The following is a 26,800-nucleotide window of genomic DNA, read 5'->3' as shown; positions in this document are numbered from 1 at the left end:
TTCAGTTTTTTGTTATTTTAAGTTATTATCATGTATTGGGTCGTCTTCAACTGTACGGTTCGCACTTGAACTAATAGATTGTCTATGTGTGTATACATTTCGAACGATTGTCTTAAGTACTGCGTATGTTGGCACAGCTATTAAGATAGCTACGAATCCACCTAAATTACCTGCAGCTAATATTACTGTAATGATTGTAAGTGGGTGAATATTTAATGATTTACCCATAATGTTTGGTGTAATGACGTTACCTTCAAGTTGCTGACAAATTAAAGTGATAATACTTACCCAAACGAGCATCATAGGATCTTGTATTAGCGCGATTGTTGCTGCTGGTATAAATGCTAACCATGGTCCTAAGAATGGAATCATATTGGTAATCAATGCTAATAACGCTAAAAGTAATGCATAATCTAATCCTACAAAAGTATAACCAAGGTACAATAAGACACCTAATATAACACTAACTGTAACTTGACCTTGTATATAAGATTGTAAAGTTTGATTAATGTCTTTACTTAAATTCACGACAAACCATTTCGTACGTCCTTTGAAAGGTCTCGCAATAAACGGTATAAATCTTTCGTGATCTTTTAACATATATATTAAGAAGAAAGGCACTAAGATTAATAAGAACATTGTTGAAACAAATGATGAAATATAACTAAATAAGTTGGTTAACATATCTGTTACGATACCGCTTATACTTTCGATTGAATCATTAATCTTTTGTGATATATTATCTGGTAATCGATCTCTTTGTTGTAATGCATAATCTACAACATGCTGAATTTCACGTTGTATATATGGAATGTTCTTAATTAAATTATTAATTTGATTTGTTAATACAGGAGCAATGATAGAGATAAATAATACAACAATTAGTAATAATGCAACGATGATGATCGAAATACTTCCCCATCTTGGTACTTTTCTTTTTTCTAACATCTTCTGAAAAGGTAAACAAATATAGAATAAGAATCCACCTAATAATAATGGTAGTAATATGGATTTTACGATAATGATAATCGGATAAAATATTTCATTGATTTCCATAAATATTTTAATAATTAGAAACGTAAGGAGAATAGCTATTCCTGTACGAAACCATGCTTTATTTAACAATAGAAGTCCTCCTTATCAAACTTTCTCATACTTTTATATTATAAGCGAAATTACAGAATTAACAATGATAAATAAAATAGTTTCTAGAATCCGTGTATTGTTTAAAAGTTTATATTTTTATATATTACTTTAAGTTGTACGGATTAGAATAATTATTAAGTAATTATGAATATAAGCAACTCTAAGATTTTACACTTATTATTTCAAGAAAGCTTTTTTGACAATATAGTAAGCGCTTACAGTTTATGTTATGTTCATTTCAAAAAAATATTGATTGTGTATTTATACATGGTATAATCATAACAAGGTAATTTCGAAATTTTCTGAACATGAGGTTATCTTAAGGCTTACAACAAAGGGGAGATTAATTATGGAATCTATTGTTAGCTTTGCGAATGAGATTGTATGGAGTAAAGCGTTAGTATATGGTCTTTTACTGACTGGTGTTTTATTTTCATTTATGATGAGGTTTTTCCAAGTCAGGCACTTTAAAGAAATGATTCGGTTAATGTTTCAAGGGGAAAAATCACCAACGGGTATTTCTTCTTTCCAAGCAATCGCAGTATCATTAGCAGGTCGTGTTGGTACAGGTAACATTGTTGGTGTTTCAACAGCAATCTTTATCGGTGGTCCCGGTGCAGTATTCTGGATGTGGGCTACAGCATTTCTAGGTGCGAGTTCGGCATTTATAGAATCAACACTTGGTCAAATTTATAAAAGAGAAATTAATGGTCAATATCGTGGTGGACCAGCATACTACATAGAATCAGGTATAAAAGGTAAAGCTGGTAAAATATATGCAATTATATTTGCACTTGTTACAGTACTATCTGTAGGTTTATTACTTCCAGGTGTACAATCAAATGCGATTGCTTCTTCAATGAAAAATGCATTTGGTTTAAATCCTTGGATTATTGCTATAGTATTAGCTGTATTATTAGCACTTATCATTTTCGGTGGTATTAAAGCAATTGCAAATGTTGCGACAGCCGTTGTACCTTTTATGGCTATTGTTTACATAGGTTTAGCGATTGTTATTATTATATTAAATATTCAAGAAGTTCCAGGTTTAATTGCATTAATTTTCAAATCTGCATTTGGTGTTGAAGCTGCTTTTGGTGGTATATTCGGTGCGATGATTGAAATTGGTGTTAAACGTGGACTTTATTCAAACGAAGCAGGTCAAGGTACTGGACCACATGCTGCTGCTGCTGCAGAAGTATCACATCCAGCTAAACAAGGACTTGTACAAGCATTCTCAGTTTATGTAGATACTTTATTAGTATGTACAGCTACAGCATTAATGATTTTAATGTCAGGTACATTTAATACAACAGATGGTGGAACAAATAAAGATGGTTCACCACACTTAATTCATGATAATGGAATTTATGTACAAGGCGCAGATGGTAGTAAAGACGTATCAGGTACAGCGATGTATGCTCAAGCAGGTATCGATAAAGCGTTCTCTGGAGATAACTACACGTTTGATCCAGCGTACTCAGGTTTCGGTTCTTACTTTATTGCGTTAGCATTGTTCTTCTTCGCATTTACAACGATACTGGCATATTACTATATCGCAGAGACTAACGTAAGTTATATCATACCGTCCGATAAACAGAAGATATGGATTATATTAGTACGGTTAATCCTCATTGGTGCCACAATTTACGGATGTGTTAAAACAGCTGATGTTGCCTGGGCGATGGGTGACTTAGGTGTAGGTATGATGGCATGGTTAAATATCATTGCAATTTGGATACTCCATAAACCAGCCTTAAGAGCATTACGTGACTTTGAAATTCAGAAAAAACAAAAAGGATCAGGTTACTATGCGATATATAGACCAGAACCTGATGAAGTACCAACAGCAAAATTCTGGCATGAAGATTATCCTAAACGTTTAAAAGAATATAACTTGGATGATAAATAATTAAACAATATCAAACGCTTTCAAATATACGCTCTCTACTGTACAATAATATTATATGTACAGTTGGGAGCGTTCTTTATGGATAAAAAAATAGGTCTTGTTGACCAAATTAAACTCGAAAGTAAATTCTTAAAAAGGGAAGTGACAATCTCAATTTACTTACCTAAAGACTATACAGATCTATATAAACATCATGTGATTATTACATTTGACGGTAGGGACTTTTTCCAATTTGGTCAAATTCATCGTGCATACGAGAAATTAAGAACAAATGATGAGATAGAAAGGGCAATCATTATCGGTGTTCACTATGAAGATGTAGATAAGAGAAGAACAGAATTTCATCCCGATGGAGAATACCGAAAAGAAACGTCACAATTTGTGGTAAAAGAGCTATGTCCTTATATTGATAAAACATTCTCAACTTTGAAAGTAGGTAATGCAAGAATGTTACTAGGCGATAGTCTAGCAGCAAGTATTGCTTTAATGACATGTTTAGAATACCCGCATCATTTTAGTCAAGCAGGTCTGTTCAGTCCACTGATCAACGATACAGTAATAGAAGCATTTAACAATTGCTCATCTAAACATCTATTAACAATCAAACATTATATAGGCAAAGAAGAAGATTCTTTCAAACTTATAAGTGGAGATATGGCAGACTTTTTAACACCGAATCGAGCATTCAGTGAACGCGTTAAGCAGGAAGATTTAACATATGAATACACTGAATTAGATGGTGGACATACATGGAAAACATGGAAGCCTGAATTACCAAATATGTTAAGTTACTTTTTAAGTCATCAAAATCAAAAAAATTTGATATAATAATAATGTAGAAAAACAAAGGAGGAAGTATCATTATGAAATTAGGCATCGTACTTATTCCGTCTAAACCATTCCAAGAACAAGTGAATGCTTATCGTAAAAGATATGACAAACACTATGCGTTAATTGCACCACATATTACAATTAAAGAGAAATTTGAAATTGAAGATAGTAAACTAAATGAAGTGAAATCACAATTAGAGGCAACAGCTAAAGACTTTGAACCATTAAATATCCAAGTGTCTAAAGCATCTAGCTTTGCACCTACTAAAAATGTTATTTATTTTAAAGTGACTAAAACGGATGAATTAGAATCTTTATTTAGTAAATTTAATAATGAAGCATTCTATGGTGAAAGTACACATCCATTCGTACCACACTTTACAATTGCACAAGGTCTTTCAAGCCAAGAATTTGAAGATATTTATGGCCAAGTAAGAATGGCTGGTATAGATCATTCTGAAACAATTGATACAATTAAACTTATGAAGCAAAATGAAGACGAAACATGGTCTGAAGAAGCTTCATATACACTAGGATAAATTGAAATTTATCTCATATAAATAAGGAAGCAGTAGGTATGGATTTAATACCTTCTGCTTCCTTTTTATATTATGCTGATTTTCTTTTTCTATAATTAATAATAAAGAATGTACCATAGAATAATGCTAAGAATAAGAACATAATACTTGAAGCATAAATTGTATAATACACGTCTCTAAATACTTCAGATATTAAGCCACCTAATACCGGGCCAATCATTGTTCCAAATCCTTGAACGCTATTGAAGACACCCCATGTTTCTTCTTGTACTTTGTTATGAATTTGACCAGCCATAAATGTATTCCATGCTGGTAAGAGTAATCCATAAATTGTACCAATGAGTAAAGCAATCAATAGAACGATAAATAATTGTGTTAAGACCGTTAAGCCAAATATGAATGAGCTATATGCTAAAAATCCTACAAAAATGATAAGGTGTGTAAATGCTTTAGAATGTTTATCCATCAATTTAGAAAAGAATAACATCGAAATGGTACATCCAATACCGCCGACAATAAGTAGAAGTGTATATTCTAATGTCGTAACACCCATATGCTTTGTTGCGTATGTTGGCAATATAGGGACCAACATACCTATTGCAGATCCTTGTAAAAAGATACCTGGAAATAGTAATAAATGTCTTCTTGTAACTTGTACGATTTCGCGTAGTTGTTTTTTAACAGATTTACTTTCATAGTTTGTTAATTGTACTTTAACGAAATAGAATAATATCCATGCGATGAGTACACATAGCGCCATCATAAATGTAAATCGAGTAGGATGTAGTTTAAATAGTAAGTTCATAAAGATCATACCTGATAATAAACCAACTAACCAACTGAAATAAACGTATCCCATTTGTTTACCTCTAGAAGCTTCGTCTACACTAGATAACATAATGACCCAAATTGGACTGACCGCGATACCTAATAATATAGCACTTAAAATAAATACGATAGGTGACGGTATAAAAATAATGAGTGCTAAACTTGAAAAAGCTAATATAAATCCACACGTTAAAATAACAGTTGGACCAAATCGTTTTAGAAGAAAACCTATTACGAAATTGGTTAACGCATCACTGATGAAATGTAAAGAAATCGCTAAAGAAGTAATACCAACAGTCACTTTAGCAGTGGTTGTTGGTAGAATTGGTAAATAACTTAAAATGTACATTCCTCTCGCAAATTCCATCATAAATAATATGATGAGCATTAACCGAAAATCTTTTTTGTGAAATGTTTTATCTGATGAAGTATTTGGCATACATAGGAACCTTTCCATAAACTTCATTATAAGAAAGTGAATCACTTAATAATGAAAGTAAGTCTTTGCAAATATTTTCTGTTGATTTTTCAATATAGTTTTCTTCAAGTAATTGTGTCATTTCTTTTAGTCTTGATGGTTGGTTCATAAGTGAAATAACAAGTTTAGTCGCTTCTTCTGGTGTGTGTGCTATTTTACCGTATCCTTTTTGTGAGAAATACTCAGCGTTTTCTAACTCTTGTCCAGGTGCTGGATTTAAGAATATCAATGGTAGATGTCTTGAGAATGCTTCAGAAATAGTGATACCACCTGGTTTAGTAATCATAAGTTGGCTTGATGCCATCCATTCATTCATGTGTTTCGTATAACCGAGTATCAACACATTATCATTATCTTTAAAATGATGTCTAAGTTCATTTTTCAAGCTTTTACTGTTACCACAAATCATGACAACTTGAGCATCTTTAGCGTACATATCTATTTTACTAATCATCGTTGAGAAACCTGTTGATACACCGAAAGCACCAGCAGACATTAAAATGACTTTCTTATCTGGATCTAATTTATGTTTCGTTAACCAATGATATCGATCGATTGGTTGCTCAAATTGTTTCGATATAGGTATGCCTGTTACTTTGATTGCATCGCTTTCTACACCGATAGATTCAATTTCTTTTTTCAAATCTTTCGTAGCAACGTAGTATCTATTTGAGTGTGGTGTTACCCAGTTCTTGTGTAAACGATAGTCCGTCATAACTGTAGCGATAGGTATATTTAAATTGAATTGTTCCGTTAAAACTGATACGACCGGTGTCGGAAAAGTTAACAAAATCAAATCAGGCTTTTCTTTTATAAGTAAATTTAATAATTTGTTTAACCCATAGTATTTATAGAAACATTTATCAATTTGTTCAGGTCTACTATAGTAGAAGAACTTATACATATTTCTGAAATACTTAAAGCTGTTTATATACCATTGTTTCGCAATTGAAGTCATAATAGGGTGTGCTTCCAAAAATAAATCATGCTCAATAACAGTTAAATGATTTAAATTCATTTCACCAAATTGTTTCACAATACTATTCGTAACTTGTAAATGACCATTACCGAAAGAACCTGTAATAATCAATAATTTTTTGTTTTGAGAAACCATTAGCCACACTCCGTATTTGTATTTAATTTCTATGATAGTTTAACGCATTTTCGCTATTTTGTGAAAAGATATTGCATATAATTACAAAATTAATATAAAAACTTTATACTATATCAATGTTTTAGTTGGAGATATTTAACAAATTATACGTCATTATGCATGAGATATAGTTAAACTTTTCTGTATCGATTCATACCAATCATATTTAATGCTAACAGTAATAAGAATATACCTATGAGTATGATCCAATTTATATAAATATCTGATAAGTGATAGCCTCTTAACATAACATTTTGTATGGTATCACCTGCATAGTATAGTGGCATGATATGTGCGATATATACGAGTACTTTATGCATGCTTTCCACTGGTATGATGCCTGCAAAAAAAACTTGAGGAATCACAACTAAAGGAATAAATTGAATCATTTGAAATTCTGATGATGCGAATGTCGATAACAATAAACCAAGTGTAAGTGCTATAAATGACACGAGTACATTCGTAATAAATACTAATAATATGTTGCCTTCTGTAACCATTTGTAATACAGAAATAGCATATAAAACAATCAAAGTTGTTTGTATGATGGCAAATGTACCATAACCAACTATATAACCTAAAATTATTTCATGTTTTTTAATAGGTGATGATAAAGTTCTTTCTAAAGTTCCAGATGTTCTTTCTTTGAGTAATGAAATACCTGAAATTAAGAATGTAAAGAAGAATACGAAAAATGCGATTAAAATAGGACTTATTGTATCAAAATAATTTGTATCTTTATCACCATGTAAATAATGCTCTTTGGCATCTAGTTTAGTTATATGATTTGGATATTTAGCCGAAACTTGAGACTTTTCGGCATTTGGTAGTTGATGAGTGATTGACTGAATGATTTTCCCTTGTTGATTAACGACAGATGACAACTGCTTTGTACTTTGCATAATGACTAATTTATTGATGGTTAACTTTAATTGACTCGTTTTGCTTGGGTCAGTATTTTCGTAAGTTACATCTAGTTTGTTATCGTTTAATGATAGAAAACCGTCTAAATGATCCTCTTTAAATTTATGTTTTAAATCTTGTTGATTTGAATACTTTTGAATGTTAATATCCTGTTTTTTGAGGCTTGAAATGATTTGATCGTTTACTTGATATGTACCCACTTTCAGATCAGTTGACTCATCAGAATAGTTAAATAAAAAATAAATCAACGTCATTATTAATAACGGTGCAACGAGTAAGAGCATAAGGGTACGTTTATCTCTTATAACTTGTTTTAAAATACGCGTGGCAATATTAATCAACTGCACCATCTCCTAACGCTAAGAAGACATCTTCAATCGTTTTTACATTATATGATGATTTAATTTCATTTGGCGTACCGTAAGAAATGATTTGACCTTCTCTCATTAGTAATAAACGATCGCATTTATCTGCTTCATCTAATACATGTGTTGTGATCAGAATGGTCTTGCCTTCATCTCTATATTGAAACAAATCATTCCATATCGATTTTCTTAATCTAGGATCGATGCCAACTGTTGGCTCATCTAAAATCAATATGTCTGGATTTTGAATCATACTAATTGCAAGAGATAATCTACGTTTCATACCTCCAGAAAATGCCTTAACTTTTTTATGTTTTTCATGTGATAAGTTGACAATTTCCAGCGTGCGTTCTATTTGTTCATTGATGTCCAATTTAAGTGCTTTATGAATATATAATTTCGCAAAGAATTTTAAATTTTCAACAGCGGTTAAATCATCAAATAATGCATCACTTTGAGACATATAACCAATAGACCTTAGAATTTCTCTATTAGGTATACGATTGCCGTTGATCGAAATTCTACCAGAATCCATAGTTGTCATGCCTAAAATACATTTGATCAAAGTCGTCTTTCCTGCACCTGATGGGCCAATTAAACCAGTTATTAAACCAGGTTCAAATTGAGTTGTTACATCTTTTAAAATAACTGCTTTTCCATAAGATTTTGTAATGGATTGAATATCAATCATAAAAGCACCCCTTTATTTAAAAGTAAACGCTCACTCATTTTATAATTGTTTATAGTTATAGTCTAAGCTATAAAATCAACTTAAGAAAGTGTATAATAGACCTATTGAAAATAAAGGAGCAATAACGATGAATGTTAAAACGTTATTAAATAAAATAAAAATTAAACAAACTTACGGTCAAATTGACCAAGAAGTTCATGATATTACGACAGATTCAAGAAATGCTCAAGAAGGCTCTATATTTGTGGCATCAAAAGGTTATACAGTAGATAGTCATAAATTTATACCGAATGTAATAGAGCAAGGATGTAGTGTCATTGTGAGTGACCGTTACGTAGAATTAAATGATGACGTATTATTAATTGTGGTTAAGGATACATTGAAAGTGGCAAGTATCTTTAGTCATGTATTATTTGATTTTCCTAGTCAAAAATTAACGACAATTGGTGTAACTGGCACAAATGGTAAGACAACAATTGCGACAATGATTCATCATTTAACGAGAGGTTTAGGAAAAAATAGTGCTTATTTAGGAACGAACGGTTTTCAAATTAATGAAACAGTTACAAAAGGTGTTAATACGACTCCAGAAACCGTTACTTTAACGAAACATATCGTTGAAGCGGTTGATAAAGAATGTGAGAGTATGACATTTGAAGTTTCAAGTCACGGATTAGTTATCGGCAGACTTCGCGGTTTAGAATTTGATATCGCTATTTTTTCAAATTTAACACAAGATCATTTAGATTTTCATGGTACGATGGAAGCTTACGGACATGCAAAGTCATTATTATTTAGTCAATTAGGTCAAGACTACAGAAAAGATAAATATGTCATATTGAATGCAGATGATCCATATATAAAAGAATTAATACCTGTAACACCATTCGAAATATTTACATATGGTATAGATAACGAAGCAGACTTTATGGCTAAAGATATAGAAGAATCTATCAGCGGTGTTCGTTTTACACTTGAAACACCATTTGGTTCTTACAAAGTACAATCACCTTATTTAGGTAAATTTAATGTCCTTAATTTATTAGCGAGCATTATAAGTTTGTGGGCACAAGGTTATGACTTAAACGACATAACTGAAGCTGTTGAAAATATGCCTGCAGTTGAAGGACGTTTAGAAGTATTAGATAGAAACTTACCAATAGATTTAATTATTGATTATGCACATACGCCAGACGGAATGGATAAATTAATAGATGCTGTAAAACCATTTGTAAAACAAAAATTAATATTCTTAGTTGGTATGGCCGGAGAAAGAGACTTAACAAAAACACCAGAAATGGGTAAAATAAGTTGTCGAGCAGATTATGTGATATTCACACCAGATAATCCTGCAAATGATGATCCGAAAATGTTAACAGCAGAATTAGCTAAAGGAGCGACACATAATAATTATGTAGAATTTGAAGATAGAGCAGAAGGCATTAAACATGCAATAGAAATTTCTGAGCCAGGTGATACAGTTGTACTTGCATCTAAAGGGAGAGAACCATATCAAATCATGCCTGGACATATCAAAGTGCCTCATAGAGATGATTTAATCGGTTTAGAGGCAGCATATGAAAAGTATGGAGGAAAGCCAAGTGAAGATTAGAGAAAGTCATTCGCAAAACTTAAATTGTAAAGTTTATATATATGAAAATAAAAAAGAAGAATATTTTGTGATTTCAATTCCGGATTTATTTTGGTCTATTGAAGTAGATTACGATTTATACGGAGAATCTTTAATTGAGCATTTGTACTTGCATTTGTTTAATGTGCTTGATGAAGATGAAGCAAATGAATTAGCAAATAGAATTAGCCAATGGACATCCGAATTATAAGGAGAAATGAATTGTGACGATTAAACAAGAAGTAGAAAGTAGAAAGACATTTGCGATTATATCCCACCCAGATGCTGGTAAAACAACATTAACGGAAAAATTATTACTTTTTGGTGGTGCGATTAGACAAGCAGGTACCGTTAAAGGTAAAAAGACAGGGAAGTTTGCGACAAGTGACTGGATGAAAGTGGAACAAGAACGTGGTATATCTGTTACAAGTTCAGTTATGCAATTTGATTATGATCATTACAATATTAATATATTAGATACACCAGGACACGAAGACTTTTCAGAAGATACGTATAGAACATTAATGGCTGTAGACAGTGCCGTAATGGTAATTGACTGTGCGAAAGGTATCGAACCACAAACATTGAAATTGTTTAAAGTATGTAAAATGAGAGGTATTCCTATTTTTACATTTATCAACAAATTAGACAGAATGGGTAAAGAACCTTTTGAACTTTTAGAAGAAATTGAGAAAACATTAGAAATAGAAACTTATCCTATGAACTGGCCAATTGGAATGGGACAAAATTTCTTCGGAATTATTGATAGATCCGATAAAACAATTGAACCATTCAGAGATGAAGAGAATATTTTACATTTAAATGATGACTATGAATTAGAAGAAGATCATCCAATCAAAAATGATTCACAATTTGCTCAAGCAATTGATGAGTTAATGCTTGTTGATGAAGTCGGTGAGCAATTTGATGAAGAATTATTGTTAGCTGGAGAGTTAACACCAGTATTCTTCGGTTCAGCATTAGCGAATTTCGGTGTACAAAACTTCCTTAATGCGTATGTTGATTATGCACCAATGCCAAGTGGACGCAAGACTGAAGAAGGTGATGTTGTAGATCCGTTCGATCCAGACTTCTCAGGATTTATCTTTAAGATACAAGCAAATATGGATCCAAGACATAGAGATAGAATCGCATTTATGAGAGTTGTGAGTGGTGCATTCGAAAGAGGTATGGATGTTACACTTCAACGTAATAAGAAAAAACAAAAAATTACGCGTTCAACTTCATTTATGGCTGATGATACACAAACTGTAAACCATGCAGTTAGTGGTGATATTATTGGGTTATATGACACTGGAAATTATCAAATAGGTGACACACTTGTAGGTGGAAATCAGAAATTCCATTTTGAATCATTACCACAATTTACGCCTGAAATATTTATGAAAGTTAGCGCTAAAAATGTTATGAAACAAAAGCATTTCCATAAAGGGATTGAACAATTAGTTCAAGAAGGTGCGATTCAACTTTATAAAACGTTGCACACGAATCAAATCATATTAGGTGCAGTTGGACAATTACAATTTGAAGTATTCGAGCATCGTATGAAAAATGAATATAATGTTGATGTTGTTATGGAACAAGTCGGTAAGAAAATAGCAAGATGGATTGAAAATGAAAAAGATATTACAGACAATATGAATTCAAGTCGATCTATTTTAGTTAAAGACCGCTTTGATCAATATGTATTCTTATTTGAAAATGAATTTGCAACAAGATGGTTTGAAGATAAATTCCCAGAAATTAAATTATTTAGTTTGTTATAATGAACAAAACATTGTATAATAACTAAGTAAAACTAAATAGACCTACGACTTTGTCGAAGGGGAGTAACTTTAGAACTTAAAAATTCTAGCATATTATCGTCATTACGAAGCGCAAGTTTCCGGTAATATGGACATCATATAAATGTTAAGTGAGACCTTTGCCTTTTATTAGGCATGGTCTCTTTTGGTTTTTATAAAAAAGAATGGAGTGTGAATAGATGGATCCGAGTTTGTTAATTAGTTACGGCTGGGTATTGATTGTTTTAATTTTTCTTGAAGGATTATTAGCAGCTGATAATGCAGTTGTTATGGCCGTAATGGTCAAACATTTACCAGAAGATTTAAGGAAAAAAGCATTATTCTATGGATTATTAGGTGCATTTGTATTTCGTTTCTTATCATTATTCTTAATTAGTTTCTTAGCTAACTTCTGGCCAATTCAAGCAGCAGGGGCATTGTACTTAATTTATATGTCCATTAAGAATTTGATAGACTTTAGAAAACATAAAGGTGAAGAGCTCAAGACACCAGATGACGTAGAAGCTCAAGATGATTTCCCTGAATCAGAATTTCCTTCAGATGGACATGGTCATCATAAATTGAAAAAGAATTTCTGGTTGACTGTACTCAAAGTAGAATTTGCAGATATCGCATTTGCGATTGATTCAATGTTAGCAGCATTTGCTATCGCAGTGACATTACCAGCAATGGGTATACACTTTGGTGGAATGGACGCTGGTCAATTCGGTGTTATGTTTGTCGGTGGTATGATTGGTGTTATTATTATGCGATTTGCAGCAACATACTTTGTAGAATTATTAAATAAATATCCAAACTTAGAAGCAGCAGCATTTGGTATTGTAGGTTGGGTAGGTATTAAACTGTTTGTTATCGTATTGGCACATGATGAAATTGGTGTATTACCACATGATTTTCCTCATGGCATACTATGGCAATCTATATTCTGGTCAGTATTATTATTACTCGTTATTATTGGCTGGATCACTTCAGTACGTAATAATAAAAAGACAACAAATTAATATTTATTAAGCAAAACACTCACAAAGTTTATTGTTGACTTTGTGAGTGTTTTTTTATCTTTTTTTAATTGAATAATCCATATTGAATGAATTCGTAAATATATGTAAAAATAGGTGTATAATATTGAGAATTACAATGGTTTTATGTTAATAAATTTAGTATTATATGGCATAATAGATACATTAAGTGTTTAGATTGAGGAGGGCAATAAATGTCACGAAAAAAGCATGTCATTCCTAGAAATGAATATAAAAGACAGCGACGTGAATTTTTTCATAACGAAGAACGTGAAAAAAGAATCGAACAAGAGAAAAAAGAATATGAGATAAAAAAAGCTAATGAACGAGAACTTCAAAAGAAAAACGAATTACGTGTTAAGGAAAATATGCAAAAAGTACGTATTGAAAAATTAACGAAAGAAGAAATTAAAAAACAGGAAGAAGAATCCAAATCACATCCAACAATTGATTTAGATGATGACCGACTTGCTGAAACACATCAAGAACATAGTGAACAAGATGATGTATTACATAACGATGAAATTCAAACAAACAAAAAAGATAGCATAATAAACTCAGAGGAAAAACCTGAAGAGATTAAATATGAAAAAGTAAGTGAACACAAACAGGCAGAAACAGATAAAGACTTTTCTAAAGACAATGACTTTGAAACAAATAAACAGCTCGGTGCAAGATATGATGAAAAAGTAGAACAAAAATCTCAAAATAAAAATAGTTTTCTCAATACATTTTTAACTAAAATAGAAAAGCATTGGCCAATCATTGCAATTATTTTAGCAATCATATTAATATTTATTTTAGTGTGGAGTATATTCCAAAATGTAAATCCTCCTAACGAAAGTAGAAAATCGATTGAAGAAAAACAATCTCAAAAAGGATTCCAAAAACCTATTACGAATGTTATGGAAGCTGTAGAGAAATCTAAAAACTCAGTAGTAGGTGTATCTCATGAAGATTCAGATGTATCTAGTAAGAAAGAATCTTCAGCGAAGGAAAAAGAAGAAAATAGCGGCGTCGGTTCAGGCGTCGTTTACAAAGTTGAAAATAAAAAAGCATACATAGTAACAAATGCACATGTTGTATCAAGTGATAAGAAACCAATTATTACAGCAGCAAATGGTAAAAAGTATGATGGTAAAGTATTAGGATCAGATCAATGGTCTGATATAGCAGTCTTAACGATTCCAATCGAAAAAACTGAAGATTTTAAACCTATTAAATTTGAGGACTCAGACAATTTAATTTTAGGTGAAACAGCTATCGTCATAGGTAGTCCGTTAGGCGCTGAATTCCAAAATAGTATTTCTACAGGTGTTGTTTCTGGGCTAGACAGAAAAGTTCCTGTTGATTTTAATGGCGATGACGAGTATGATTGGGAAATTAAAGCTATTCAAACAGATGCTGCAGTCAACCCTGGTAACTCAGGTGGTCCTGTATTAGACTCACAAGGTAATTTAATCGGTATTGTATCATTGAAAATCGATATGCCTAATGTAGAAGGTATGGCGTTTGCAATTCCATCAAATGACGCTACTGACTACATTAATAAATTAGAGAAAAATGGTAAAATTGAACGTCCAGAATTAGGTATTATGGCTCAAAACTATTCTAAAATGAGTGATAGCGAAAAGTCACAAATATCTTTACCTGATAAATATAAATCAGGAATGGCAATTACTGGTGTTACTAAAGACGGTAATGCTGACAAAGCTGGCGTTAAATTTAATGATGTAATCGTTGGTATTAACGATACAAAAATTGAAAATAATCTTGAATTTAGAAAAGAGTTATATAATAATCATAAAAAAGGCGACAGTGTTAACTTGAAGCTTATCCGAGATGGAAAAGAAATTACGAAAAAATTAACATTGAAATAAAATAGAGGTGACAATTTGTGTCCATTATAAAATACTTTTTTCAAAAAATGACTCCACAACAAGGTATTGTATTATATTATTTGGGCGCAATTATTGTCGCCTTTTTATTATTAAATTTACCTTATGTTGTTAAACCTGGTGTTAAAATTGCACCAGTCGATACATTATTTGTTGCTGTATCTGGTGTCAGTGTAACGGGGTTAACACCTGTTACAATTGAAGATACGTTCACCATATTTGGACAAGCTATCATCCTGATTATACTTAATATTGGTGGCATAGGTGTAATGGCAATTGGTACATTACTATGGGTCATTTTAGGTAAACATATCGGTTTACGTGAACGCCAATTAATCATGTTAGATAGTAATTCAAACGCAATGAATGGTGTTGTGAAGTTAATATTAGATATTGTGAGAACAATATTAATGATTGAAGTTATTGGTGCGATATTGTTATCATTTTACTTCTATAAAGATATTGGATCGGTGAAAGAAGCAATCCATCATGGTATATTTGCATCTATTTCAGCAACTACAAACGGTGGGCTTGATATTACAGGGGAATCATTAGCGCCTTATGCGAATGATTATTTCGTTCAAACAATCATTATGTTACTTATTATGTTAGGTGCAATCGGCTTCCCTGTATTAATTGAAGTCAAAACATACATGAAAAATACAATTCCAAACTTTAGATTCTCGCTATTCACTAAAATTGCGAGTGCGACATATTTATTTTTATTTTTATTAGGAACAATCGTGATTTATTTATTTGAGTTTTCAAATGCATTTAAAGATGTTTCGTGGCATAAAGCTTTATTCTATGCAATGTTCCAATCATCATCTACAAGAAGTGCTGGACTTTCAACTATAGATTTAAGTCATTTTACTGAAGCGACCAACTTCTTCTTAGGTGGATTAATGTTTATAGGATCTTCACCTAGTTCAGTAGGTGGTGGTATAAGAACAACAACATTTACAATACTTGTCTTATACTTAGTGAACTTTAGTAATGGTCGAACAACTATTAAAGCTTTCAATAGAGAAATACATCCAATTGATATACAAAGATCATTTGCAGTTATTTCACTTGCATTAGCGATTACGTTTGTAGGTGTGTTATCTGTCGTTCGATTTGAAGATGGTAAACATGATTTGTTATCTATATTCTTTGAAACAATGTCAGCGTTCGGGACATGTGGATTATCAATGGGGATTACAGATGGCTTACAATTAGGATCTAAAATCGTCATCATGATGTTGATGTTTATAGGTCGGGTAGGTCTATTATGTTTCGTCGTCATGTTAGGTGGAAAATCAACACCTGATAAATTCCATTATCCTAAAGAACGTATACAAATAGGCTAAATATAAAAAGCAAGCGGCATAGTCGCTTGCTTTTTCTTATGGCTTAATAGTTGGTATGGTGATTATAAACGTAGTACCTTTAGTCATATTTGTAAATACGCTAATTTCGCCTTCCCAATCTTCAATGAGTTTCTTACTTAAATATAAACCGAGTCCACTACCAGATTCTTTCGTTGTAAAGAAAGGATCGAATATCTTTTGTTGTGTCTCTTTAGACATACCGACACCGTTATCTTTAAATATAATCGTTGCTTGGTTTGCATGTGTATGTTGTAATTGAATTTCAATTTCTGGTTGTTCAACATCTATTAAAGCATCTTTAGCATTTTGAATAAGATTGATGAGAATTTGTTTTAATTGATCTTCTGAAATAAATGCAAAGATAGGTGTATCAGGTAATGTTAAAGCAATATTAATGTTATGTTGTTCAAGTTCATATTTCAAAAACTGAGAAACTTCTTTGATAGATTGATTAATGTCGACATTTGAATAGGCAAGATTAGTTGGCTTTCCTAAAAATAAAAATTGAGTAACGATATTGTTAATTCTATCTAGTTCTTCTGAAATGATATTAAAGTGATGATCTTGTTTATCTTTATCATATTTCATTCTCGTTAGTTCAATAAATCCATTAATGCTTGTAAGTGGATTTTTAATTTCGTGTGCTGTATTAGCAGCGAGTGTACCAATTAATCTAAGCTTTTCATTATTAGCTTGTTCGATTACTTTTTCATGTTCTAATCGTTCGGATCTATTTTTAAATATAAGTGTCACAATAGATAATAATAAAAATACCACTAAAAATATTAAAAGAATCGGTAAAATAATACGCGTTATAAAATTATACTGTCCGCTAATTGTTAATGAAATAGGTAATTGATCATACATATAATTTATAGATTTAGAATGTTTATATTCTTTTCCAACTTGATAGATTTCAGTTCCATCGATACCATTGACTTGAATATGATATCGTTGAGAAATTAAATTAACTTCATTTTTAAAAGAAGACATATTTATTTCTGATGCGACAATGTAGTCTTTGTTTTGAACTTTTAAATGATTCGTTAATAACAATGTATTGGCATTTTTTAATGAAATATTTTCACTACTTAAACTTGAATTAGCTGTAAAAGGAAAATGAAACTTATATTTGTTAAAATCTTTAAGAGAGGTATAATCAGCCCCTTTTGAGTCATAGACGATTTCTTTCTTGTCATTCAAAATATAAATATGATCAATCCATGTATATCTAATGTGATTATCTTCTAAAAATTGATTAATAAATTTTTCATTACGGCTGTTAGATAAAATAGTCGTTAAAGATTCAGAGATGCTATTTGATTCGTTTATAAATGTATTAATTTTTAAGTTTACAATTTCTTTTGTCGTTTCTAATCTTTGATTCACTCTATTTGTATAATTTTTATTTATAATAAAACCGATAGTTAATGAAATGACTAAAGCGATAGCAAAATTAATGATGATTAATTTATTAAATGATTTCATTATTGCCTCCAAGTTTATTGTTTACTAATAGAGTATATTATGATTAACAATTATTGCCAATACATATTAAATAAATTTTCTATCCAAATGGTCGTAAACTGCCCTAACAGTATTTAAAAATGGTAAAATAAATAAAAAAGGTGGGGATAGCATTGAATACGAATGAAACCATAACAATTGATTTATTAGCTACTTCTGACTTACATGGACAAATAGGAAAAAGTGGTATTAGTGGTAACATTCTAAAGATGGCCACTTACGTTAAACATAAACGCAAAACCAATCACCATGTCTTATTGTTAGATAATGGTGGCATGTTGTCAGGTTCAATGTTTGCTTTTTATTATGCTCAAATTGCCCCATATAAGAGAAATCCAATGATTAAAGTGATGAATGAAATGCAATTTGATGCAAGTGGTGTGAGCCCTGATGAATTCAACTTTGGCTTAGACTTCTTAAATAAATCTATCGCATTAAGCAGATTTCCTTGGTTAGCAGCAAATATTGAACATAGTAAGACTCGTGAACCATATTTTACAACACCTTATACAATTAAATATGTAGAAGGTATAAAAATAGGCATCATAGGATTTACATCAAGTGGCCTTATGGAAAATAAAAACGTTGAGTTTGAAGACGAAGTGCTTGTTGGTGAGTCTATGACCACAGCTAAAAAATGGGTGAGATATTTACATGAAAAAGAAAGTCCTGACTTCTTAATTATGTTATACCATGGTGGCTTAAACACATATACAGATAAAAATAATTATAGATCATATTACAGTAATAACGCTGAAAGTATGACGAAAAGTACGGAAGGCGTTAATGTCATTATTACTGGTCATCAAGAACATATCGTCGATCTTAAAGTCGAAGAAACACAGTTTATACAACCAGGTAAAGATGCTACGAATATTGTAGATATGTCTATTCAATTTAAGAAAAGAGCAAACTCAGTAGAAATTATCGATACGTCTATTAAGCACGTAGAAATTTCAAGTTATCCTGAAGATAGAGATTTATTGGAACTAACGTATTTCGACCAAAAAGCTGTCCAACATTGGTCTGAACAGAGCGTTGTTGACGTACCTGTTGTATTAGATTATAAACATTTAACAGACTTATTTATTAAACCGCATAAGTTCATGGAATGTATTCAACAAAGTATGACGAGAGCATTTAAAGCGTCTGATTTTGTTTGTGCACAAATTGGAAATCCGACAGGAAACGGTTTACGTGGCGAGTTACAAGTTAAAGATGTTTATCAATCATATGTACATACTGATAAACCTGTCAAAATTAATTTATCTGGTGCTGAAATAAAGCGCATTATAGAAAGAACTGCTACAGCACTGTATAAAGAAGGGGACACGGTTCAATATAATGACCATATTTTAGAACCGACACTTATGACTGTATGGAAAGGTTTTGAATATACGATTGATTTGAGTAAACCTGTAGGTAGTAGAGTTAACTTAAATAATATTGATTTAGAAGCTTCTTATTCAGTTATTATGACGGACTATTTATTTAGACACGTTAATAAGATTATTTCTGAATCAACTTATGAGAGAGCGAAGAAGACCGTCATCGAATATATGATTGAAGAACTGGCAGAATCAAAAGGTAAATATAATTTAGAACATCATTTTGAAGTATTATAATATAAAAATACCCCTAAAAAGTTAGCATAATTGCTAAAATTTTGGGGGTTGTTTTTATTAAAAGTATTAGCTGAAAATGATAACGAGTATGATGATTGCTGCAATTTGAGCTACATAAGATGTTACGATTCTTTTCGTATAGAAATACAATGTAGATAATATGAGTTGTGCTAAAAATATAAACATAAATATAGCTAAATTATCTAAATATAAAAATAGTGAACTTGATGCAAGGGCACTCACAACGATTGGAATAATAGGTTGTGAAAATTTCAGTTGCAACTGATTTTGTAAAATTGTTCTAATATATAACTCATGACAAGGTATAGCAATAACAATTGTTACAAGCATTTGCCACTTATAAAATACGCCAGCATGCATTAATTCTTTTAATAAGGATGCATATGACAAGCCATTATAAATTTGTGATAATAATAGCTGAAGTAGAACTAATATAATGGCACCAATGAGACCATATCCAATTGATTGAAGTAATCGCTTAGATTTGATGTCACGTTGATAAAAGACATAGCTAATGCCCGCAATCAGCATAATACCAGTATATAAGTACCAGAATACTTCTTTTTCACCTTGCATAATGAATAAAATAATGTGAAAAATAATGAAACTAGATATGAACCATATTAACTGAGGATTAATTTGTCTCTTCACTATTATCCCTCTTCAGAAATTATTGTATAACGCTTATGATTCACTACAGTTTTTTCAGGTAACTCTAAACTTTCAAAGTTATCCATAATTGTGATATCTACGATAACTGAGTTTTCATTAATTTTTTCAACTCTACCTCTTAATCCATCTTGAAACTCTATGATATTTCCAACTTCTGCGATTGTCATCTTATTCCTCCTAAATAATACTATGAAACATTATACTAAATAATACCCAGTTTATAAAGTATTAACAAATATACTCTATTTTAACATAAACATATCATACATATGATTAATCAAACATATGGTACTATATACTTGAGGCTATTTGGGGAGAAAAGAAGGAGGAAATATAATGAAATTTGTAAGTAATAATGGTATTAACGATCCGATGATTAATTTAGCTATGGAGGAATATGTCTTAACTTCTCTTCCTAAAGATGATAGTTATTTCCTTTTCTATATTAATCAACCATCCATTATTGTAGGGAAAAATCAAAATACAATCGAAGAAGTTAACCAAGAGTATGTTGAGAAACACAACATCAAAGTTGTAAGAAGAATTTCTGGTGGTGGAGCTGTATATCACGATTTAGGTAATTTAAACTTTAGCTTTGTTACAAAAGATGACGAAGACAGTTTCCATAACTTTGCGAAATTTACACAACCAATTGTTGATGCTTTAAATGAAATGGGCGTTAAAGCAGAATTATCTGGTAGAAATGATATACAAGTCGGGGAAAGAAAAATATCAGGTAATGCAATGGTTAAACAAAAAGATCGCATGTTCTCACATGGAACATTGATGTTAAATAGTGAAATCGAAGAGGTTGTAAATGCACTTCGCGTTAACGAAGCAAAAATAAAATCTAAAGGTATTAAATCTATAAGATCACGTGTCGCAAACATACAAGAGTTCTTAGAAGAGCCAATGGATATTGAAACATTTAAACAACGTATACTTACCTCTATCTTCAAACAACAAGGTAGTGAAGATGTTGAAGAGTACCATTTAACAGATGAAGATTGGGATAACATTAATGAACTAAGTAAAAATAAATACCAAAAATGGGAATGGAATTACGGTAAGAATCCTAAATACAACTTTGAAAGAAGTCATAAATTTGATAGAGGACTTGTCCAAATTAAATTAGATGTTAAAAAAGGTAAAATAGAACACGCAGCAATATTCGGTGATTTCTTTGGTGTCGGCGATGTAAAAGATATTGAAGAAGCATTAATAGGTGTTCAACATCAAAAATCATCCATTCAAGAAGCATTAAAAGATATTGATGTTTATCACTATTTTGGAGATATCGCAAAAGAAGAAATTATTAATTTAATGCTATAAACAAATAAAAGAGACTATTTTTGAATGTTTTCAAAAGTAGTCTCTTATTATGTGTTAAATTTTAAATGACAACTCACGATTGTAAATCCTCCAACTGAATTAATTCTTCACTGTATTGTTCAAATAAAGTATTATTACGATTCGCAAGTGCTTCATCAATTAAAACCATTAATTCTCTTTTACGATTTTCACGTAAAGCAGAGTCAATTACAAGCTCAACTGATAAATCATTTAAGTTATTAACAAAAGTTTCTAAACTCTGGTGCTTAACTTGAGAATATTGTTTCATTTTAAACAACCCCTTGACTTTATTTGTTAAAATTATAGCGTATTTATTTTCTAAATGCAATGAATATTCAGAAATTTTAAAAAGTAAATTTATAATTCGAAATCAGTGATAAACTTACTCTATAAATTCATTATATGTTACTATAATCTAATTTCAAATTATTTTGCTCACAATTCAGAATACGGTTGTGAAAGTTTTGAGCAGTCGAACCATATATAACAAAAATACTTAAGAAGAATCATAATGTATCAATTAAAAAAGTGGGACCATGTACAATTATCAGCACCTAAAGGATCAGAGAATAAAGCACGATATTTCTATTGTAATCAATTAGGATTCAAAGAAGTTGAAAAGCCAGAATCACTAAGAGGTAATGGAGGCGTTTGGTTTAATATTAATCAAATTGATTTGCATATTGGTATTGAAGAAGAGTTCGAACCATTAAAAAAGGCGCATCCAGCTATTAATGTTGAAAATCTAGATGATTTAAAAGAACATTTAACGAATGAAAAAATAGAATTTAATGAAGATAATCGTTTTCCAGATGCAAATAGAATCCATTTATTAGATCCTTTTGGAAATCGATTAGAATTTATAGAAAAACAATAGAATTTCTTTCAAAAAGTATTGACTTCTATTTAAATATAGATTATATTTTATGTAATTACAATAAATGTAAATCCATTCGTTGTAATTACATAAAATTTGAAAGGAGAATATTATGACTAAATACGTAATTAAACAAAATACTATGTACATTAGAGGAGTTAAAGTAGACGATCACACCATTCATACTGAGGTGTCTGAAGCGGGTAGAGAACCATTCATCGTTAAACAGAAGCCTCAAGAAATTATGAATCAGTCATGTCGCTTTTATGGCGAACACTTCAATGAAAGAAAGCTTTTTACAAAAAGGCTTACCAGAATTACAAGCAAACCCCCGATTTTAGTATCCGCAGTAACATCCACTTATTTTTTCTGCACAGGTTCCGAAAGGTCAATAGACAACACATGGATAAATATACTCTATGTTAAAGATTTCAAAGAATATAATGGTAATAAGACCAAGATGTTTTTAGAGCAAGATCAAAGCCTCGTTTTTCCAATTTCCTACCACGTAATTAATCACCAATACTTAAACTGTTTATGTTTGTACTATAGAAATCACCAATACTTAAACTGTTTATGTTTGTACTATAGAAATCACCGTAATAATATCTTTATTAAGCAGCTAAATACACCAAATATAGATTTAACTCAAGATGGATATAGTGTACTTGATGTTATTAAGATGTATTTGAAAAATCAACATTAGCATATTAAAATAAATATTAGCGGAACAAGTGCAACTAAAGTGTAAATGTTCCGTTAATTTTTTTAGGTTTTCTCTTGAAAATATTACGATGCTTGATATAATAGTATTTGTGCTTGATAAAAATTTAATTATTCCACAGTAGCTCAGTGGTAGAGCTATCGGCTGTTAACCGATCGGTCGTAGGTTCGAGTCCTACCTGTGGAGCCATGGAGATGTACTCAAGTTGGCTGAAGAGGCGCCCCTGCTAAGGGTGTAGGTCGTTCTGCGGCGCGAGGGTTCGAATCCCTCCATCTCCGCTCAGATTAATTAGTCACGTATAGTGAAAAGAAAAAACCTTGATAATTCAAGGTTTTTTCTTTTTTTGTAGGCGAATTTAATAATCTTAATCATAACGCGACTATATATGAATACATACACAAAAGCTCACCTATGTAATAGGTGGGCTTTTTTAGTTTGTAATCGTGATTGATGTTGATCGCAATGTTTAATAACTTTTTGCTTTATTGTAAGAATTTTGAATAAATTGTATAATATAGTAAATATTAATGAATAAGTGAGATATAAGATAAAGAAATACGAAATGAAACTAGACGCCTATATGTCATCTAAAGATGCGACTGAAGCATTCCAAAAAATAGTTGAAATAGAAGAAAAAGAACAACTAATACAATGACAAATAGAAAATGGAGGGGAGTAAGTAATGTTAGTTTTAAAATTAGTAAGTAAAGACGAAAAAAGTGTGACTTATGATTATTATCCCGAAAACGAAAAAGTGTCAGGGAGAATTACTATAAGAATTGATGATTGTGAAATACTCTATGCAAAAAAATCGGAATATGATCAAGATACAAGTAACTATTTAGGGCATGCGATTTATAGAATTAAGAAATATATCAAAAATAATGAGTTTCCTGAAACCGATCTTGTAGCATGGGGGTAAATTATGAAACTGTGGACTTATGTGGGAAAAAGGGTACGAATAGAATTGACGAATGGAAATCAATTTATTGGTGAAGTTACAAATTACGATGATGAAGTAGTTAATGACAGTGGAGAACCTTCTATACATTTCGCTACTGAATCTTACTTATATGACTTCGATGAAAGTAAAATAAAGTCGATTGAAATTTTAGATTAAGCACCTAACATAAAATTACTGGTTAAGGTAATATTTTTAGACAAATTTTTAGCTATCACAATGTTGTGATAGCTTGTTTTTATATCTAAAAATCTTATTATCTTATTTTTCCATTTTTATTTTGTTTGCTAGCATCTAATACCCTTGAAACGAGAAGTGTGAGCATAATTGTAAAGATTATCATGCTTATTACAGCAATTACTCTAGCGATAGGGTTTTCTTTATATATAACAGCGTAGAATCCTTGTATAAAGAACATTATGTAGATGGGTAATGTAGATAATAATATGTACTTTGGTTGCTTCATAGTTTCACTCCTTATAATGATTTAAATCATAAAAAATAAACCATCTCTTACAACTTTTGACTAGTTTGAGATGATTTATATTATCATTTTTAAATAAGGTCACCGTCTTTATAACGGGCTCATTGAACAACGTGTAGCAGCACGTTGTCTTTTTTTCAATTGGATTATAACATAATTTGGTAGAATTTGTCTATTTTGTAGCCGGATTATTACGGGTGACTTTCTCTAAATCAGTTGAATATCTTATCTAGATTTTCATTGTAAAATGTCAAAGCATTTTTATATTCGTGAATCTCAGTATTATCATAATTTGTTAGTAATGTATCAATTAATAGTGAAACAGACTCTTGATTATTATTCATATTATAATGTGTAATAGCGAGGAATATTTTTAATACAGGGCTGTCTTCAAATTTTGTTAATCCTTCATTTAAAACCTGCTCAGCTTCTTTGTATTTGCCAATACTTCTATAAGTGCTTCCTAAACCTATATAAGCATCTTTTAGATATATTAGGTCTAAATTGTTATTAATAGCTTTATGATAATAATTAATAGCCTCGTGTTCTAATCCTAAATTATCTAGACACCATGCCATTTGATAATTGTAATATGCATTGTTAGGATCTTCGCTTAATATATCTTCCATTTTTTCTTTTGCTTTTATATATTCTTTCTTTGATCTTAATTCGATAACTTCGTCTATCGTATTCGTCATCATAAACCCCTCCAATAAGATAATATTACACTATCTATTTAATCTTATCCATACACCTTATTATATCCAATTTATGTAAAATATATTTACAAATTACAACCAAAAATTATAATAAATAAAAAGAGCTAATTTTAGTTTTATAGAAAGGGGAAGGAAAGTTGAAAAGAAAAATAAATAAAACGGGAATTGTAGTATGTCTTATTTATTGTTTTGTTATGTATTTTATATTAAGTATGTATGATCAACACATTGGCAACCATGACAATAATACACACTATGTATTATTACCAATAGGTGTAGTAATAATAAAAATTATTTTTGAATATATCATTAAGAAAGATATTTTTGATAAAGAACAAAAGTAAAAAAATAAACCATCTCTTACAACAATAGACCTGTTAGAGATGATTTATTTATTAAACACGGTCACCGTCTTTAATACGGGCTCATTGGACAACGTGTAGTAGCACGTTGCTTTCACATTAAAATCCTTAGAAAGGAGTAGGCTATAGTGTTCCCGATTGGTGACGCACTAAACTTAATGTTTAGTTTCAGTACTTTTGATGTACTATTATTGGGTTTAGTAATCGCAATTGTAAAAATGAACCAAAAAATGGCCATCTATAACTTTGACATGTTAAATGGCTATTTTCATACTTCTATAATATCATAAATTGGGATAATTTGTCTATTAAGGTTATAAATGTATATAACAAAAACTGGGAATTTGGTATAATATAACAGAGCAAGTTGGATAGATGGTGGCCAATCTTAGTATAAAGTGAGGTGATGCTTATGAAAGTATCAACAAAATCTTTAGAAAGGAGCAGGCTGTAATGGTCCCAATTAGCGACGCGTTAAACTTAATGTTTAGTTTCGGTAGTTTTATCGTACTATTATTAGGTTTAGTGATTGCAATTGTTAAAATGAACCAAAAAAAATAAACCATCTCTTACAACTTTAGACTAGTTTGAGAAGGTTTATTTACATTAAATTAGTCACCGTCTTTATAACGGGCTCATTGGACAACGTGCTACTACACGTTGTCCTTTTTCAAAGAAATTATAACACAATTTGGCAATATTTGTCTATTGTAAAAAAATAATTAAGGGGTGTGTTTGATATGAAACTAAGTATAAGTATTCGTAAAACGACGAAGAAAGAGAAGATTGAATCGCTTGTTGCTGTGAGTATTTTAATTTTAGGGATTATGTTTATTAAGTGGTTAAACAAATAATTGTATTT

General features: G+C 30.9%; 30 protein-coding genes and 2 tRNA genes. 21 read left to right on the top strand and 11 right to left on the bottom strand.

Annotation, left to right across the window (positions count from 1 at the left end; translation table 11 throughout):
• Positions 1-12: 12 nt before the first annotated feature.
• The gene (locus LQ617_RS04455) at positions 13-1,125 is read right to left on the bottom strand and encodes an AI-2E family transporter (protein ID WP_204252811.1); all 1,113 of its coding nucleotides are present in this window, start codon (positions 1,123-1,125) and stop codon (positions 13-15) included.
• A 370-nt stretch (positions 1,126-1,495) separates the two neighbouring features.
• Here LQ617_RS04455 and LQ617_RS04450 point away from each other — a divergent pair, with 370 nt between their 5' ends.
• The 3 genes from LQ617_RS04450 (at position 1,496) to LQ617_RS04440 (ending at position 4,428) form a co-directional block, all read left to right on the top strand.
• On the top strand, positions 1,496-3,058 hold the full coding sequence (locus tag LQ617_RS04450) for an alanine/glycine:cation symporter family protein (RefSeq protein WP_275590240.1): 1,563 nt from the start codon (positions 1,496-1,498) through the stop codon (positions 3,056-3,058).
• A 78-nt stretch (positions 3,059-3,136) separates the two neighbouring features.
• Positions 3,137-3,886 carry an alpha/beta hydrolase-fold protein gene (locus LQ617_RS04445; RefSeq protein WP_037588890.1) on the top strand — a complete coding sequence of 250 codons (750 nt, stop codon included), beginning with the start codon at positions 3,137-3,139 and terminating at the stop codon, positions 3,884-3,886.
• Between the two features lie 35 nt (positions 3,887-3,921).
• The gene (locus LQ617_RS04440; RefSeq protein ID WP_239739693.1) at positions 3,922-4,428 is read left to right on the top strand and encodes a YjcG family protein; all 507 of its coding nucleotides are present in this window, start codon (positions 3,922-3,924) and stop codon (positions 4,426-4,428) included.
• 70 nt (positions 4,429-4,498) lie between these two features.
• On the opposite strand, the gene ltaA is transcribed toward LQ617_RS04440, so the two are convergent.
• The 4 genes from ltaA to LQ617_RS04420 form a co-directional block, all read right to left on the bottom strand.
• Positions 4,499-5,695, bottom strand: a complete 1,197-nt coding sequence (ltaA, locus tag LQ617_RS04435) for a lipoteichoic acid biosynthesis MFS flippase LtaA (RefSeq protein ID WP_025905655.1) — start codon at positions 5,693-5,695, stop codon at positions 4,499-4,501.
• Positions 5,673-6,848, bottom strand: coding sequence for a diglucosyl diacylglycerol synthase (locus tag LQ617_RS04430; RefSeq protein ID WP_037588893.1), 1,176 nt, complete (start codon positions 6,846-6,848; stop codon positions 5,673-5,675). Before LQ617_RS04430 ends, ltaA begins: the two co-directional genes overlap by 23 nt.
• 170 nt (positions 6,849-7,018) lie before the next feature.
• A complete protein-coding gene (locus LQ617_RS04425; RefSeq protein ID WP_239739691.1) occupies positions 7,019-8,161 on the bottom strand; it encodes an ABC transporter permease in 1,143 nt (380 codons plus the stop codon).
• Positions 8,145-8,867, bottom strand: coding sequence for an ABC transporter ATP-binding protein (locus LQ617_RS04420; protein WP_239739689.1), 723 nt, complete (start codon positions 8,865-8,867; stop codon positions 8,145-8,147). The genes LQ617_RS04425 and LQ617_RS04420 overlap by 17 nt, the downstream gene beginning before the upstream one ends.
• Positions 8,868-8,994: 127 nt before the next feature.
• On the opposite strand from LQ617_RS04420, the gene LQ617_RS04415 reads away from it, so the two are divergent.
• The 6 genes from LQ617_RS04415 to LQ617_RS04390 all read left to right on the top strand — a co-directional run bounded on the left by LQ617_RS04415 (position 8,995) and on the right by LQ617_RS04390 (position 16,592).
• Positions 8,995-10,479, top strand: a complete 1,485-nt coding sequence (locus LQ617_RS04415) for a UDP-N-acetylmuramoyl-L-alanyl-D-glutamate--L-lysine ligase (protein WP_037588897.1) — start codon at positions 8,995-8,997, stop codon at positions 10,477-10,479.
• A complete protein-coding gene (locus tag LQ617_RS04410; protein WP_025905650.1) occupies positions 10,469-10,708 on the top strand; it encodes a YueH family protein in 240 nt (79 codons plus the stop codon). Before LQ617_RS04415 ends, LQ617_RS04410 begins: the two co-directional genes overlap by 11 nt.
• A gap of 13 nt (positions 10,709-10,721) precedes the next feature.
• Positions 10,722-12,284 carry a peptide chain release factor 3 gene (locus tag LQ617_RS04405; protein WP_037588898.1) on the top strand — a complete coding sequence of 521 codons (1,563 nt, stop codon included), beginning with the start codon at positions 10,722-10,724 and terminating at the stop codon, positions 12,282-12,284.
• 218 nt (positions 12,285-12,502) lie between these two features.
• A complete protein-coding gene (locus LQ617_RS04400; protein WP_037588899.1) occupies positions 12,503-13,324 on the top strand; it encodes a TerC family protein in 822 nt (273 codons plus the stop codon).
• 212 nt (positions 13,325-13,536) lie between these two features.
• Positions 13,537-15,222, top strand: a complete 1,686-nt coding sequence (locus LQ617_RS04395; RefSeq protein ID WP_239739687.1) for a S1C family serine protease — start codon at positions 13,537-13,539, stop codon at positions 15,220-15,222.
• A gap of 17 nt (positions 15,223-15,239) precedes the next feature.
• Positions 15,240-16,592, top strand: a complete 1,353-nt coding sequence (locus LQ617_RS04390; RefSeq protein ID WP_037588901.1) for a TrkH family potassium uptake protein — start codon at positions 15,240-15,242, stop codon at positions 16,590-16,592.
• 36 nt (positions 16,593-16,628) lie between these two features.
• Here LQ617_RS04390 and LQ617_RS04385 read toward each other — a convergent pair whose 3' ends face one another.
• On the bottom strand, positions 16,629-18,101 hold the full coding sequence (locus tag LQ617_RS04385; RefSeq protein ID WP_239739682.1) for an ATP-binding protein: 1,473 nt from the start codon (positions 18,099-18,101) through the stop codon (positions 16,629-16,631).
• Positions 18,102-18,253: 152 nt separating this feature from the next.
• On the opposite strand from LQ617_RS04385, the gene LQ617_RS04380 reads away from it, so the two are divergent.
• Positions 18,254-19,765, top strand: a complete 1,512-nt coding sequence (locus LQ617_RS04380) for a bifunctional metallophosphatase/5'-nucleotidase (protein ID WP_037588904.1) — start codon at positions 18,254-18,256, stop codon at positions 19,763-19,765.
• A gap of 66 nt (positions 19,766-19,831) precedes the next feature.
• On the opposite strand, the gene LQ617_RS04375 is transcribed toward LQ617_RS04380, so the two are convergent.
• Positions 19,832-20,437 (bottom strand): CPBP family glutamic-type intramembrane protease, encoded by a 606-nt coding sequence (locus LQ617_RS04375; RefSeq protein WP_239739678.1) that lies wholly within the window; start codon positions 20,435-20,437, stop codon positions 19,832-19,834.
• Between the two features lie 2 nt (positions 20,438-20,439).
• Entirely contained in the window at positions 20,440-20,625 is a 186-nt protein-coding gene (locus LQ617_RS04370; RefSeq protein ID WP_025905642.1) for a YkvS family protein, read from the bottom strand.
• Between the two features lie 169 nt (positions 20,626-20,794).
• Between LQ617_RS04370 and lplA the strand changes: the two genes are divergently transcribed.
• The gene (gene lplA / locus LQ617_RS04365; protein WP_025905641.1) at positions 20,795-21,790 is read left to right on the top strand and encodes a lipoate--protein ligase; all 996 of its coding nucleotides are present in this window, start codon (positions 20,795-20,797) and stop codon (positions 21,788-21,790) included.
• A gap of 73 nt (positions 21,791-21,863) precedes the next feature.
• Here the strand turns inward: lplA and LQ617_RS04360 are convergent, their stop codons facing one another.
• Positions 21,864-22,079, bottom strand: a complete 216-nt coding sequence (locus LQ617_RS04360; protein WP_016911637.1) for an IDEAL domain-containing protein — start codon at positions 22,077-22,079, stop codon at positions 21,864-21,866.
• Between the two features lie 243 nt (positions 22,080-22,322).
• Here LQ617_RS04360 and LQ617_RS04355 point away from each other — a divergent pair, with 243 nt between their 5' ends.
• The 6 genes from LQ617_RS04355 (at position 22,323) to LQ617_RS04330 (ending at position 24,532) form a co-directional block, all read left to right on the top strand.
• Positions 22,323-22,688 carry a VOC family protein gene (locus LQ617_RS04355; RefSeq protein WP_239739672.1) on the top strand — a complete coding sequence of 122 codons (366 nt, stop codon included), beginning with the start codon at positions 22,323-22,325 and terminating at the stop codon, positions 22,686-22,688.
• A 112-nt stretch (positions 22,689-22,800) separates the two neighbouring features.
• Positions 22,801-23,394, top strand: a complete 594-nt coding sequence (locus LQ617_RS04350; RefSeq protein ID WP_239739670.1) for a competence protein ComK — start codon at positions 22,801-22,803, stop codon at positions 23,392-23,394.
• A gap of 132 nt (positions 23,395-23,526) precedes the next feature.
• Positions 23,527-23,601: transfer RNA gene (locus LQ617_RS04345), tRNA-Asn, on the top strand.
• 1 nt (position 23,602) lies between these two features.
• Positions 23,603-23,690: transfer RNA gene (locus LQ617_RS04340), tRNA-Ser, on the top strand.
• 404 nt (positions 23,691-24,094) lie between these two features.
• Positions 24,095-24,334, top strand: a complete 240-nt coding sequence (locus LQ617_RS04335) for a hypothetical protein (protein ID WP_239739668.1) — start codon at positions 24,095-24,097, stop codon at positions 24,332-24,334.
• Positions 24,335-24,337: 3 nt separating this feature from the next.
• Entirely contained in the window at positions 24,338-24,532 is a 195-nt protein-coding gene (locus LQ617_RS04330) for an LSm family protein (RefSeq protein WP_159315217.1), read from the top strand.
• A gap of 97 nt (positions 24,533-24,629) precedes the next feature.
• Here LQ617_RS04330 and LQ617_RS04325 read toward each other — a convergent pair whose 3' ends face one another.
• On the bottom strand, positions 24,630-24,839 hold the full coding sequence (locus LQ617_RS04325; protein ID WP_239739666.1) for a hypothetical protein: 210 nt from the start codon (positions 24,837-24,839) through the stop codon (positions 24,630-24,632).
• Between the two features lie 230 nt (positions 24,840-25,069).
• A complete protein-coding gene (locus tag LQ617_RS04320) occupies positions 25,070-25,558 on the bottom strand; it encodes a tetratricopeptide repeat protein (RefSeq protein ID WP_239739664.1) in 489 nt (162 codons plus the stop codon).
• Positions 25,559-25,770: 212 nt separating this feature from the next.
• On the opposite strand from LQ617_RS04320, the gene LQ617_RS04315 reads away from it, so the two are divergent.
• The 4 genes from LQ617_RS04315 to LQ617_RS16130 all read left to right on the top strand — a co-directional run bounded on the left by LQ617_RS04315 (position 25,771) and on the right by LQ617_RS16130 (position 26,792).
• Positions 25,771-25,920: a hypothetical protein gene (locus LQ617_RS04315; protein WP_207606897.1), complete on the top strand. Its 150-nt coding sequence runs from the start codon at positions 25,771-25,773 to the stop codon at positions 25,918-25,920.
• 146 nt (positions 25,921-26,066) lie between these two features.
• Positions 26,067-26,228 (top strand): putative holin-like toxin, encoded by a 162-nt coding sequence (locus tag LQ617_RS04310; protein WP_239739662.1) that lies wholly within the window; start codon positions 26,067-26,069, stop codon positions 26,226-26,228.
• A 163-nt stretch (positions 26,229-26,391) separates the two neighbouring features.
• Positions 26,392-26,499, top strand: a complete 108-nt coding sequence (locus LQ617_RS04305) for a putative holin-like toxin (RefSeq protein ID WP_204167922.1) — start codon at positions 26,392-26,394, stop codon at positions 26,497-26,499.
• Positions 26,500-26,678: 179 nt separating this feature from the next.
• Positions 26,679-26,792 (top strand): hypothetical protein, encoded by a 114-nt coding sequence (locus tag LQ617_RS16130; protein ID WP_371683277.1) that lies wholly within the window; start codon positions 26,679-26,681, stop codon positions 26,790-26,792.
• Positions 26,793-26,800: the final 8 nt, after the last annotated feature.

The sequence above is a fragment of the Mammaliicoccus sp. P-M59 genome (genome assembly GCF_022386135.1).
GTDB lineage: Bacteria > Bacillota > Bacilli > Staphylococcales > Staphylococcaceae > Mammaliicoccus > Mammaliicoccus sciuri_A.
Note: the sequence above shows the minus strand (reverse complement) of the source record. Positions and strands in the feature narration are given on the sequence as shown.

Excerpts from the sequence above, each read along its gene's own strand:
- LQ617_RS04315 (WP_207606897.1), top strand. The coding sequence starts at position 25,771 with ATGTATTTTATATTAAGTATGTATGATCAACACATTGGCAACCATGAC.
- LQ617_RS04370 (WP_025905642.1), bottom strand. The coding sequence starts at position 20,625 with ATGACAATCGCAGAAGTTGGAAATATCATAGAGTTTCAAGATGGATTA.
- LQ617_RS04445 (WP_037588890.1), top strand. The coding sequence starts at position 3,137 with ATGGATAAAAAAATAGGTCTTGTTGACCAAATTAAACTCGAAAGTAAA.
- LQ617_RS04400 (WP_037588899.1), top strand. The coding sequence starts at position 12,503 with ATGGATCCGAGTTTGTTAATTAGTTACGGCTGGGTATTGATTGTTTTA.
- LQ617_RS04355 (WP_239739672.1), top strand. The coding sequence starts at position 22,323 with ATGTATCAATTAAAAAAGTGGGACCATGTACAATTATCAGCACCTAAA.
- LQ617_RS16130 (WP_371683277.1), top strand. The coding sequence starts at position 26,679 with ATGAAACTAAGTATAAGTATTCGTAAAACGACGAAGAAAGAGAAGATT.
- LQ617_RS04415 (WP_037588897.1), top strand. The coding sequence starts at position 8,995 with ATGAATGTTAAAACGTTATTAAATAAAATAAAAATTAAACAAACTTAC.
- LQ617_RS04440 (WP_239739693.1), top strand. The coding sequence starts at position 3,922 with ATGAAATTAGGCATCGTACTTATTCCGTCTAAACCATTCCAAGAACAA.
- LQ617_RS04320 (WP_239739664.1), bottom strand. The coding sequence starts at position 25,558 with ATGATGACGAATACGATAGACGAAGTTATCGAATTAAGATCAAAGAAA.
- LQ617_RS04430 (WP_037588893.1), bottom strand. The coding sequence starts at position 6,848 with ATGGTTTCTCAAAACAAAAAATTATTGATTATTACAGGTTCTTTCGGT.
- LQ617_RS04335 (WP_239739668.1), top strand. The coding sequence starts at position 24,095 with ATGTTAGTTTTAAAATTAGTAAGTAAAGACGAAAAAAGTGTGACTTAT.
- LQ617_RS04305 (WP_204167922.1), top strand. The coding sequence starts at position 26,392 with ATGGTCCCAATTAGCGACGCGTTAAACTTAATGTTTAGTTTCGGTAGT.
- LQ617_RS04360 (WP_016911637.1), bottom strand. The coding sequence starts at position 22,079 with ATGAAACAATATTCTCAAGTTAAGCACCAGAGTTTAGAAACTTTTGTT.
- LQ617_RS04425 (WP_239739691.1), bottom strand. The coding sequence starts at position 8,161 with ATGGTGCAGTTGATTAATATTGCCACGCGTATTTTAAAACAAGTTATA.
- LQ617_RS04330 (WP_159315217.1), top strand. The coding sequence starts at position 24,338 with ATGAAACTGTGGACTTATGTGGGAAAAAGGGTACGAATAGAATTGACG.
- LQ617_RS04350 (WP_239739670.1), top strand. The coding sequence starts at position 22,801 with ATGACTAAATACGTAATTAAACAAAATACTATGTACATTAGAGGAGTT.
- ltaA (WP_025905655.1), bottom strand. The coding sequence starts at position 5,695 with ATGCCAAATACTTCATCAGATAAAACATTTCACAAAAAAGATTTTCGG.
- LQ617_RS04385 (WP_239739682.1), bottom strand. The coding sequence starts at position 18,101 with ATGAAATCATTTAATAAATTAATCATCATTAATTTTGCTATCGCTTTA.
- LQ617_RS04325 (WP_239739666.1), bottom strand. The coding sequence starts at position 24,839 with ATGAAGCAACCAAAGTACATATTATTATCTACATTACCCATCTACATA.
- LQ617_RS04450 (WP_275590240.1), top strand. The coding sequence starts at position 1,496 with ATGGAATCTATTGTTAGCTTTGCGAATGAGATTGTATGGAGTAAAGCG.
- LQ617_RS04420 (WP_239739689.1), bottom strand. The coding sequence starts at position 8,867 with ATGATTGATATTCAATCCATTACAAAATCTTATGGAAAAGCAGTTATT.
- LQ617_RS04395 (WP_239739687.1), top strand. The coding sequence starts at position 13,537 with ATGTCACGAAAAAAGCATGTCATTCCTAGAAATGAATATAAAAGACAG.
- lplA (WP_025905641.1), top strand. The coding sequence starts at position 20,795 with ATGAAATTTGTAAGTAATAATGGTATTAACGATCCGATGATTAATTTA.